The organism is Arthrobacter sp. H41 (assembly GCF_000520535.1).
Classification (GTDB): domain Bacteria; phylum Actinomycetota; class Actinomycetes; order Actinomycetales; family Micrococcaceae; genus Arthrobacter_D.
This window is the reverse complement of sequence record NZ_KI914765.1, coordinates 4,885-16,104: the sequence shown is the minus strand read 5'-3', so window position 1 is coordinate 16,104 and position 11,220 is coordinate 4,885. Positions and strand designations below refer to the sequence as shown.

Here is an 11,220-nt window from a genome sequence, read left to right as displayed (position 1 = left end):
GCCGCACCGGATCGGTCGGTGGCTACTGGCCTAGATCATCCTTCAGCGTCTCGGCTTCCTCCTGGGCCTGGGCCGCAGCGTCCTCGGCACTGATCCCCGAGCTGATCATCGAGGCAATAATCTGGGGTGCGATGAACTGTCCGCCAATGGCTGCAGCCAGGGCCCCCTGGCCCTGCGGGATGCCCCAGCGCTTGAACTGGTCAGTGCTCCGGGTGATTTCCTCGAGCGTTTCGGCGGGGTAGACCGACGACAGCAGGGCCTTCGTATCGACGCCGGCCTCGAGGGTCTGCCAGGCGTCGGAGTACTCGGTGGGGTTCTCGGCAGTGCCGAGCCGCACGGGCAGCTTCCCCTCGGGCGCGACGGCCAGCCAATCCTGGTACCCGTCGCCCATCATGAAGGCCACGAAATCCTCGGCTGCCGGGGATGAATCGCTGAGGATATTCCAGGACACCACCTCGCCGTAACCTGCGGGTTCGTCGCCGTCCGGGCCCTGGATAGCGCTGACGATGCCGGTATTGGCGGCGAGGAATCCGGGGTCATCAGTGCATTCAGGGCAGGTCGGCAGGGCGTCGCTGCGCAGACCGGCAAGTTCATCGAGCAGGAAGGAGGACCAGACCGTCATGGCCGCATCCCCGGCGAAATAGCTGGCGCGGGTGGTGTCCGCGTCCTGGTTGCCGGGCACCGAATAATCGCGCAGGAGGTTGCCGTAGAAATCGAAGGCGCCCTGGCACTGGTCGCTGCCCAGCGTGACGTCGCCTCCCTCACCCACCAGCTCGCACCCGTTCGCAAGGGCGAACTGCTCGAAGGTCTGCTGGGTGAAGGAATCGGCTGGTGCCGTGGCGGCGACGATTCCCGCCATCTCATCGGAATTCAGTTCCTGGGCAGCTGCCTCGATCGCCTCATAGGTATCCGGTACTTCGAGACCTGCCTGGTCGAAGAGGTCCTGCCGGTAGAAAAGGAACTGCGCATACGCGTCACTCGGCACCGAGAGCTGCTCACCCTCCGACGAGGTGAGCTCGAGCGAGCGGCTCGAGAAAGTATCGGCTCCGAGCTCCTCCACCACAGCAGCCGCAGCGTCGGTGTTGAGCAGTCCGTCCGTGTACAGCTGGTTCATGCCGTTCAGAGACAGCGCCCCGATCACATCGGGGAGCTCGCCCGCCGCGGCCGACGAGGACAGTACTGAGGTCAGCTGGTCCTCGGCGATGGCGACGAGCTCCACTTCCGTGCCGGTGGACTCGGTGAAGCGGTCCATGATGGCCTGCTGGGTCGCGACGCGGCTGGCGATGTCCTCGGTCGTCCACACGGTCAGCACGTCCGAGTCCGGAGAGACTTCATCATTCCCGCCGGAACACGCGGTCACCGCCAGGAGGGCCGCAGCAACGAGTGAACCGACAGCCCTGCGTTGATTTTGCACTATCTTCTCCTTCGGTCGTGGATTCCCCTGGCGAACCACTGTCAGGCGGGTGCCCATCCCGGTCGTCGTCGACTGGATCTCCAGACCGCGGAGCACTGCGCTTATCTAACACCCACCGGGCGGCAATTGAAACAGGTCCGCCGCGTCGATGAGGAGAGCGGTGGGCCTACCAGCCGCGCGCAGCCCACTCCTCGAGCGAGCCCCGCTCCGTCCCGAGCGTGGTGCCCTTGCCATGGCCGGGGTGCACCACGGTGTCGTCCGGCAGATAGTCGAATATGCGCTCGACGACGTCGGCGTGGAGCGAGCGGAAGCGGCCGGCGTCGCCCTGGGTGTTGCCGAGCCCCCCGGGGAAGAGGGAGTCTCCGGTGAACAGGTGCGCAGGCCCAGCGGGGTCCCGGTAGAGCAGCGCGGTGGAGCCGGGGGTATGGCCCCGGAGATGGATGGCTTCGAGCTCGAGCCCGTCGAGGAAACCGATATCCCCGTGCGCCAGGGGCACGTCCGTGGGCACCACGATGTCCCCGGCATCGTCCGCTCCGGCCGCGGTGCGCACACCCGTGCGTTCGACGACGTCGGCGAGTGCACGCACGTGGTCCCAGTGCGAGTGCGTGGTCACGAGCAGGGCGAGGTGCGCCGTCGCCGTCGTGTCGGCCGCTCCTTCGCCGACCAGCGCGAGGATGGCGTCGGCGTCGTCGGCCGCGTCGATGAGCACCTGCACACCAGTGGCTCTCGAGGTGAGGAGGTAGACGTTGTTGTCCATCTCGGAGACGGAGATGCTTCGGATCGTGATGTCCTGGAGGTCATACATGGCGCAAGTCTAGGGGCAGCCCCCGGGGGGACGCCGATTCGGCAACCGCAGGGAACGGTAGGGTGCAGGAAAGGACCGGAAGGAAACGCCATGGAGCAGGACATCCCCACCTGGCTGAGAATCAACCCCGCCAGTTCGGCGCCGCCCTACGAGCAGTTGCGCCTGCAGATCCTTGAGGCAGCGAACAGCGGCGCGGCGCCCGTGGGCACCCGGCTGCCGCCGGTACGGACCCTCGCCGCCCATCTCGGCGTGGCGACCAACACCGTGGCGCGGGCCTACCGCGAGCTGGAGCAGGCCCAGATCGTCCAGACCCGCGGGCGCGCGGGCACCGTCATCGCGGCAGGAGGCGACGACGCCCGGCGGCGGACCGCCGAGGCCGCCGCGGACTATGCCCGGATCGTGCGGGAAACAGGGCTGGGCGAGGACGACGCCGTCGCCTATCTGCGGGCCGCGTTGCGCCGAGCGTGAACGGCTCCGAGCAGACCCGCGCAACCCCGCGGAAAAGTTATTATTCGAAGATGTCTTCGAGCTCTATTTCACCTAGAGTTATCGGGTGTCCATAGCTAATTCTCTTGAGCAGCACGCCCACAATCCACACCCGCAGCCCCAGGACCTCTCGCGCCTGATCGTCAAGGGTGCCCGCGAACACAACCTGCGGAACGTGGACCTCGACCTCCCCCGCGACGCCATGATCGTCTTCACCGGTCTTTCGGGGTCGGGTAAATCCTCGCTCGCCTTCGACACCATCTTCGCCGAGGGCCAGCGCCGGTACGTGGAATCCCTCTCGGCCTATGCCCGCCAGTTCCTGGGCCAGGTGGACAAGCCCGACGTCGACTTCATCGAGGGGCTGTCCCCGGCGGTCTCGATCGACCAGAAGTCCACGAGCAAGAACCCGCGTTCGACGGTCGGCACCATCACCGAGATCTACGACTACATGCGCCTACTGTGGGCGCGGGTGGGACGGCCCCACTGCCCCGTCTGTGGTGAGCCCGTCGCCAAGCAGACCCCGCAGCAGATCGTCGACCAGCTGCTCGAGCTGGACGAGGGCACCCGCTTCCAGATCCTCGCGCCCGTGGTCCGCGGACGCAAGGGCGAGTTCGTCGACCTCTTCCAGGAGCTCACCGCGAAGGGCTACTCACGGGCCCGCGTCGACGGCGACCTCATCCAGCTGAGTGACCCTCCCAAGCTCGGCAAGCAGTACAAGCACACGATCGAAGTGATCGTCGACCGCCTCGTCACGAAGGACGGGATCCGCCAGCGACTCACCGACTCCGTGGAGACGGCCCTGAAGCTGGCCGAGGGAAGGGTCCTCGCCGATTTCGTCGATCTTCCCGAGGACGACGCCAAACGCCTCCGCGCCTTCTCCGAACATCTGGCGTGCCCCAACGAGCACCCCCTGGCCATCGACGAGATCGAACCGCGGTCATTCTCCTTCAACAACCCGTTCGGAGCCTGCCCGGCGTGCACCGGCATCGGCACCAAGCTCGAGGTCGACGAGGAACTGGTGGTCCCGAACCCCGACCTCAGCCTCGCCGAGGGCGCCATCGCCCCCTGGTCTCTCGGCACCGCAACGCTCGAGTACTGGACACGGCTGCTCGACGGCCTCGCCAACGAGCTGAACTTCGACATCAACACGCCGTGGCGGAAGCTGCCGGACCGGGCACGGAACGCCGCCCTGTACGGCAAGGACCACAAGGTGACCGTGCAGTACAAGAACCGGTTCGGCCGCGAACGCAAATACAGCACCGGCTTCGAGGGCGCGGTGCAGTACATCCACCGCAAGCACCTCGAGACCGAGTCGGACCACGCTCGTGACCGCTACGAAGAGTACATGCGCCAGATCCCGTGCCCAGCGTGCGGTGGCGCCCGGCTGAATCCGGCGTCGTTGTCGGTCCTCATCAACGGCAAATCCATCTCGGCTGTTGCCGCGATGCCGATGCGCGACTGCAGCGACTTCCTCAACAACCTGGTGCTGACCGGCCGCGAGGCGCAGATCGCCAACCAGGTGCTCAAGGAGATCCAGGCACGCCTGCGGTTCCTGCTCGACGTCGGGCTCGAGTACCTGAACCTGGAGCGCGCCGCCGGCACCCTCTCGGGAGGTGAGGCACAGCGCATCCGCCTTGCAACCCAGATCGGTTCAGGGCTGGTGGGTGTGCTTTATGTCCTCGATGAGCCGTCCATCGGCCTGCACCAGCGGGACAACCGGCGCCTGATCGAAACCCTCGCGCGGCTCCGCAACCTCGGGAACACCCTGATCGTCGTGGAGCACGACGAGGACACCATCGCCGAGGCGGACTGGATCGTCGACATCGGACCCGGCGCCGGTGAGCACGGCGGTGAGGTGGTGCACTCGGGCCTCCTCGAGGACCTTCTCACCAACGAGCGCTCCATCACGGGTGACTACCTGTCGGGGCGGCGGAAAATCGCTATCCCGGCCAAGCGCCGGAAGATCGACCGGTCGCGGCAGCTCAAGGTGGTCGGCGCACACGAGCACAACCTGCAGAAGCTCGACGTCGCCTTCCCCCTCGGTGTGCTGACCGCCGTCACCGGCGTCAGCGGTTCGGGCAAGTCCACGCTGGTCAACGACATCCTGTACAAGGTGCTGGCCAACAAGCTCAACGGCGCCAAGCAGGTGGCGGGGCGGCACAAGCGCATCGACGGGCTCGAACACCTCGACAAGGTGGTCCACGTCGACCAGAGCCCGATCGGCCGTACCCCCCGCTCCAACCCCGCCACGTACACCGGGGTGTTCGACAACATCCGCAAGCTCTTCGCCGAGACCACCGAGGCCAAGGTGCGCGGCTACCTGCCCGGCCGGTTCTCCTTCAACGTGAAGGGCGGCCGCTGCGAGGCCTGCTCCGGTGACGGTACTTTGAAGATCGAGATGAACTTCCTGCCGGACGTCTACGTGCCCTGCGAGGTGTGCCACGGCGCCCGGTACAACAGGGAGACGCTCGAGGTCCACTACAAGGGCAAGACCATCGCCGATGTACTCAACATGCCGATCGAGGAGGGAGCCGAGTTCTTCGCGGCGTTCAGCCCGATCGCGCGGCACCTCAACACGCTCGTCGAGGTGGGTCTCGGGTACGTCCGGCTGGGCCAGCCCGCCACCACCCTCTCGGGAGGCGAGGCGCAGCGCGTCAAGCTGGCGAGTGAGCTGCAGAAGCGGTCCAACGGGCGCAGCATCTACGTGCTCGACGAGCCCACCACCGGCCTGCACTTCGAGGACATCCGCAAACTGCTGCTGGTGCTCCAGGGGCTGGTGGACAAGGGCAACACCGTGATCACGATCGAACACAACCTCGACGTGATCAAGAGCGCGGACTGGGTCATCGATCTGGGGCCCGACGGCGGTTCCGGCGGCGGACAGGTGATCGCGACGGGAACTCCCGAGCAGGTGGCGAAGAGCGACCGAAGCTACACCGGGACCTTCCTCGCGGAGACCCTCAAGGGCTCGAAGTAGGGATCGATCGGTGACGAATCCAGGCAGGCTTGTCCTTTTCGACCTCGACGGAACGCTCGTCGATCCCGCCGGTGCCATCACCGGCGGCGTCCGCGCGGCGCTGCTGGCCCATGGCCTCGACGTGCCGGATGCCGAACGGCTGCGGTCCATGGTGGGTCCGCCCCTCGCCGTCTCCCTGTCCGCCATCGCGCAGGTGCCGTCGGCGCTCATCGGCCCCGTCATGGCGACGTACCGCGCCGGCTACCTGGAGCACGGAATGGCCCAGAGCCGTCCCTACCCGGGGATCGCGGAGTGCGTGGCGAACCTGCGGGCGCAGGGTTGCCGAGTGGCGGTCGCAACACAGAAGCCGGAATGGCTCGCCGAGGAACTGCTCGGAGTGCAGAACCTGCGGCCGCTGTTCGACTCGGTGCACGGGTCGCCACGGGACGAGACGACGGCATTGCCGGACGGCAAGGCCTCGATCATCGCGGCCGCCCTGCGCCGCCACGACGGAGCCTATGACGACGCCGTGATGGTGGGGGACCGCAGGCACGACGTCGAAGGCGCCGCGGCGAACGGCCTGGCCTGCATCGGGGTCACCTGGGGGTTCGCCGCACCGGGTGAGCTCGAGGCGGCGCAGGCCGTCGCCGTCGTCACCGACGCGGACGAGCTCGGGGAGGTCCTCGACAGCGTCTGGTCCCGCCCGGCGGCTACGGCAGCTGTTCCGCCGGTCTTCCCGGGCAGGCGGGGGGCCTGACACGTGGCGGATCCCACGACCTACCGCCCGAAGACCGGCGAGATCCCACTCAACCCCGGCGTCTACCGCTTCCGCGACGCACACGGCAGGGTGGTCTATGTCGGGAAGGCGAAGAACCTCCGGTCCCGGTTGAACTCCTACTTCGCCAATCCTGCGGGGCTGATGCCGCGCACCCGGGCGATGGTCTTCACCGCGGCCGGCGTCGAGTGGACGGTGGTGGGCAGCGAACTCGAAGCGCTCCAGCTCGAATACACCTGGATCAAGGAATTCAATCCGCGCTTCAACGTGATGTTCCGGGACGACAAGTCCTACCCCTACCTCGCGGTCACCATGGGCGAAAAATATCCCCGGGTCCAGGTGATGCGTGGTGACAAGAAGCGGGACACCCGATATTTCGGCCCGTTCTACCCGGCCAAGGCCATTCGTGAAACCGTCGACACACTGCTGCGGGTCTTCCCGGTACGGACGTGCAGCGCCGGTGTCTTCCGACGCGCCGAGAGCACCGGGCGGCCGTGCCTCCTCGGCTACATCGACAAGTGCTCCGCGCCGTGCGTGGGCCGGATCTCCCCCGAGGACCACAAACAACTCGCCGGGGAGTTCTGCGACTTCATGTCCGGTGAGGCGAAGAGATTCGTCTCCGACCTCGAGCGGAAGATGGCGGCGGCCGTCGCGGAACTCGACTACGAATCCGCCGCGCGGATCCGTGACGACATCGCTGCCCTGAAGAAGGTCTTCGAACGGAACACGGTGGTCCTCGCGGAGGATACCGACGCCGACATCTTCGCCCTCAAGGAGGACGACCTCGAAGCCGCGGTGCAGGTGTTCCACGTCCGCGGGGGACGTATCCGCGGCCAGCGCGGCTGGATCGTCGAAAAGGTGGAGGACATGGACTCCGCCGACCTCGTGGAGCATCTGCTCCAGCAGGTCTACGGCGAGGCCAGCAGCAGCAATGAGCGCATTCCGCGTGAAGTGCTCGTCCCCGTGATGCCCAGCAACGAGGAGCAGGTCCTCGAATGGCTCAAGGGCCTACGGGGTGCCCGCGTCGAGGTGCGGGTTCCGGTGCGCGGCGACAAGGCGACCCTGCTGGGTACCGTCGAGCAGAATGCGGCTGACGCACTCCGCCTGCACAAGAGCCGCCGCGCCGGAGACATCACCACGCGCTCCGCCGCCCTGCAGGAGCTGCAGGAGGCGCTCGACCTGCCGCAGCCCCTGATGCGGATCGAGTGCTACGACATCTCGCACGTCCAGGGGACCAACGTGGTGGCGTCCATGGTGGTCGTTGAGGACGGCCTGCCCCGGAAGTCCGAGTACCGGCGGTTCGCCATCACCGGTGACGCCGCCCGCGACGACACGGCGTCGATGTACGACGTCATCTCCCGCCGGTTCCGGAACTACCTCGCCGGCAAAGCGCCGGAGACCGCGGAAGCACCGGCGGCCGCGGGGACGGGGACTGCGGGGACGACAGCCGACGACGGAGGGAGCGCCGACGTCGGCGACCTCCAGGGTGCGCTCATGGACGCGGCTGTCGATGTTCCGGTGGCGGACACCACGACGCCGACTCCGCGCAGCAGGTTCGCCTACCCTCCGAACCTCGTGGTGGTGGACGGCGGGCCCCCGCAGGTCGCAGCGGCGGCGCGGGCCCTGGCAGATCTCGGGATCGACGACATCTTCGTGGTGGGACTCGCCAAACGGCTCGAGGAGGTCTGGCTGCCGGAGAGCGACTTCCCGGTGATCCTTCCCCGCGCCTCGGAAGGCCTCTTCCTGCTGCAGCGGATCCGGGACGAGGCCCACCGCTTCGCGATCACCTTCCACCGGCAGAAGCGCGGGAAGTCCATGACGGCCTCCGCCCTCGATGACATCGCCGGCCTGGGGCCCGCGAAGCGGAAGGCGCTTCTGAAGCACTTCGGTTCGGTGAAGAAGCTGAAGGCGGCGTCGAACGAGGAACTGCTCGAGGTGCCGGGCGTGGGTCCGGCCCTTGCCGAGACCATCCGTAGCGGACTCGCCGTGCTGCCCGGGAACACCGCAGCACCCGCCGTGAACATGGCCACGGGCGAGATTCTCGAATCTTAGCTAGGGTGGGAAAGTCGGCCGCCGTTCGGGGCAGGGCAGGAAAGATTTCGCCGGGATGAACCCAAGAGCTGGAACGGATGAACAAATGACTGAGGCGACAAGCCTGACTCCGGTCAAACCCACCGAATCCGAACTGCTGGTGGTGACCGGCATGTCGGGGGCCGGCCGCAGTACCGCAGCGAACGCCCTCGAGGACCACGGCTGGTATGTGGTGGAGAACCTGCCGCCCCAGATGCTCGGCATGCTGACGGACCTGGTGGCCCGCATGCCGCAGTCGATCCCCCGGCTCGCCGTGGTGATCGACGTCCGGAGCAAGGAACTCTTCAACGACATCAGGTCCGCGCTCGAGGCGCTCCGCACCAGCGGCGTGACCTACCGGGTGTTGTTCCTCGACGCCGACGACGCCGTCCTGGTCCGGCGCTTCGAACAGGGGCGCCGGCCGCACCCGCTGCAGGCGGACGGCCGGATCCTCGACGGCATCGCCGAGGAGCGGGAGGTCCTGAGCGAGCTCAAGCACGCTTCCGACATCGTGGTCGACACCACGGACCTGAACGTCCACGCACTGGCCACTGCCGTCACCGAACTCTTCTCCGAGTCCGGGCCGATCGTGCTCCGCCTCAACGTGATGAGCTTCGGATTCAAGTACGGACTGCCCGTCGACTCGAACTTCGTGGCCGACGTCCGTTTCATCCCCAACCCGCACTGGGTGCCGCAGCTGCGCCCGCAGACCGGGCTCGACGAGCCGGTGCGCGACTACGTCCTGGCGGCCGCCGGAGCGGGGGACTTCATCGACCGCTACGTGCACGCCCTGATCCCCGTCCTCGACGGCTACCGGCGGGAGAACAAGCACTACGCCACCATTGCCGTCGGCTGCACGGGAGGCAAGCACCGGTCGGTCGCCGTGACGCAGGAGATCGCCCAACGGCTCGCGCAGCTGCCGGGCGTGCAGGTCGCCGCTCATCACCGCGACCTCGGGCGTGAATGATGTCCATGTTCTCCGGGCCCCTTCCCCTCATTCCACCGGCTGCGCGCCGGAACGCTGACGGGCAGGACTCCGCACCCTCCGTGGTCGCCCTGGGTGGTGGGCACGGGCTGTCGTCGTCGTTGTCCGCGCTCCGCCTGCTGACCCAGGAGCTGACGGCCATCGTCACCGTGGCCGACGACGGCGGGTCCTCCGGCCGGCTGCGCCGCGAGCTCGGTGTCCTGCCCCCGGGGGATCTCCGCATGGCGCTGGCCGCGCTCTGCGACGACACCGACTGGGGACGCACGTGGCGCGACGTGATGCAGCACCGCTTCAGCTCACGGGACGGCGTCGAGGGTTCACTCGACCAGCACGCGATGGGCAACCTGCTCATCGTCACCCTCTGGGAGCTCCTGGGGGACCCCGTCGCGGGACTGCAGTGGGCGGGCGCGCTGCTCGGTGCCCGGGGGAAGGTGCTTCCGATGGCCCGCGTGCCCCTCACCATCCAGGGCGACGTGCTGACCGAGGCGGACGGCACGCTCCGGCTGAAGACCATCGTGGGCCAGGCGCAGCTCGCCGTGGCAGCAGCGGCCGGCAACGTGAGCTCCGTCCGCCTGTTGCCGGAGGGTGCGCCCGCCTGCACCGACGCACTGGAGGCGATCGAGCTCGCGGACTGGGTGATCCTCGGCCCCGGCTCCTGGTACACGTCCGTCCTGCCGCATCTGCTGCTGCCCGAACTGCGCGACGCGCTGTGCCGGACCAGCGCGAAGCGCTGCCTCACCATGAACCTGACCAACGACACCAAGGAGACCCAGGGCATGAGCGCGGTGGACCATTTGGCGGTGATCCGGCGTTACGCACCCGACTTCACCGTCGACGTCGTGCTTGCCGATCCGTCCGTCGTAGCAGATACCGCGGAGTTCGAGGCAGCAGTTGCGGGGATGGGGGGCCGTGCTGTCTTCGGTAGAGTGGGAGCCTCGACCGGCAAGCCTGTCCACGACCCGCTGCGCCTCGCAACCGCCTATAACGACATGTTTGGGGAGAATCAGGAGTGAATCCGTGGCCTTGACCGCCGATGTCAAAGAGGAGCTCTCGCACCTCGACGTCAAGAAGTCCTCGGTCCGCAAAGCCGAGGTCTCCGCCCTCCTGAGGTTCGCCGGGGGGCTTCACATCATTTCCGGCCGCATCGTGATCGAGGCGGAAGTGGACCTCGCCTCCACGGCGCGGCGCCTCCGAGCCGCGATCGCCGAGGTCTACGGCCACAGCAGCGAGATCACCGTCGTCTCCGGTGGAGGGCTGAGACGGGGTAACCGGTATGTCGTCCGGGTGGTACGTGACGGCGAGTCCCTCGCGCGGCAGACGGGCCTCCTCGACGCCCGGGGCCGTCCCGTGCGCGGTCTGCCCTCCGCCGTCGTCAACGGTTCGACGGCGGACGCCGAAGCGGTATGGCGCGGCGCTTTCCTCGCCCACGGTTCACTCACGGAGCCGGGCCGTTCGTCGTCGCTCGAAGTGACCTGCCCGGGGCCCGAATCAGCCCTGGCGCTCGTGGGGGCCGCGCGCCGGCTCGACATCCAGGCGAAGGCCCGGGAAGTGCGTGGAGTGGACCGGGTGGTGATCCGCGACGGTGACACCATCGCCGCCCTCCTGACCCGGATGGGAGCGCACGACGCCCTGATGGGGTGGGAGGAGCGGCGGATGCGCAAGGAAGTCCGGGCGACGGCGAACCGGCTCGCGAACTTCGACGACGCCAATCTCCGCCGCTCGGCACAGG

At 67.7% G+C, this 11,220-nt stretch carries 9 protein-coding genes; 7 read left to right on the top strand and 2 right to left on the bottom strand.

Annotated features, from left to right (window positions below):
- Positions 1-22 precede the first annotated feature (22 nt).
- A complete protein-coding gene (locus Y705_RS0102985) occupies positions 23-1,414 on the bottom strand; it encodes an ABC transporter substrate-binding protein (protein WP_253908459.1) in 1,392 nt (463 codons plus the stop codon).
- Positions 1,415-1,580: 166 nt separating this feature from the next.
- The gene (locus Y705_RS0102980; protein ID WP_026531782.1) at positions 1,581-2,219 is read right to left on the bottom strand and encodes an MBL fold metallo-hydrolase; all 639 of its coding nucleotides are present in this window, start codon (positions 2,217-2,219) and stop codon (positions 1,581-1,583) included.
- 90 nt (positions 2,220-2,309) lie between these two features.
- Here Y705_RS0102980 and Y705_RS0102975 point away from each other — a divergent pair, with 90 nt between their 5' ends.
- The 7 genes from Y705_RS0102975 to whiA form a co-directional block, all read left to right on the top strand.
- Positions 2,310-2,687, top strand: coding sequence for a GntR family transcriptional regulator (locus Y705_RS0102975; protein WP_026531781.1), 378 nt, complete (start codon positions 2,310-2,312; stop codon positions 2,685-2,687).
- A gap of 85 nt (positions 2,688-2,772) precedes the next feature.
- The gene (uvrA, locus tag Y705_RS0102970; RefSeq protein WP_026531780.1) at positions 2,773-5,682 is read left to right on the top strand and encodes an excinuclease ABC subunit UvrA; all 2,910 of its coding nucleotides are present in this window, start codon (positions 2,773-2,775) and stop codon (positions 5,680-5,682) included.
- 10 nt (positions 5,683-5,692) lie between these two features.
- Entirely contained in the window at positions 5,693-6,418 is a 726-nt protein-coding gene (locus tag Y705_RS0102965) for an HAD hydrolase-like protein (RefSeq protein WP_026531779.1), read from the top strand.
- 3 nt (positions 6,419-6,421) lie between these two features.
- On the top strand, positions 6,422-8,488 hold the full coding sequence (gene uvrC, locus Y705_RS0102960) for an excinuclease ABC subunit UvrC (protein ID WP_026531778.1): 2,067 nt from the start codon (positions 6,422-6,424) through the stop codon (positions 8,486-8,488).
- A gap of 85 nt (positions 8,489-8,573) precedes the next feature.
- A complete protein-coding gene (rapZ, locus tag Y705_RS0102955; RefSeq protein WP_026531777.1) occupies positions 8,574-9,473 on the top strand; it encodes an RNase adapter RapZ in 900 nt (299 codons plus the stop codon).
- Positions 9,473-10,504, top strand: coding sequence for a gluconeogenesis factor YvcK family protein (locus tag Y705_RS0102950; protein ID WP_026531776.1), 1,032 nt, complete (start codon positions 9,473-9,475; stop codon positions 10,502-10,504). Before rapZ ends, Y705_RS0102950 begins: the two co-directional genes overlap by 1 nt.
- Before the next feature lie 4 nt (positions 10,505-10,508).
- Positions 10,509-11,220: DNA-binding protein WhiA (whiA, locus tag Y705_RS16915; protein WP_049822186.1), on the top strand; the 712-nt coding region annotated here is incomplete at its 3' end.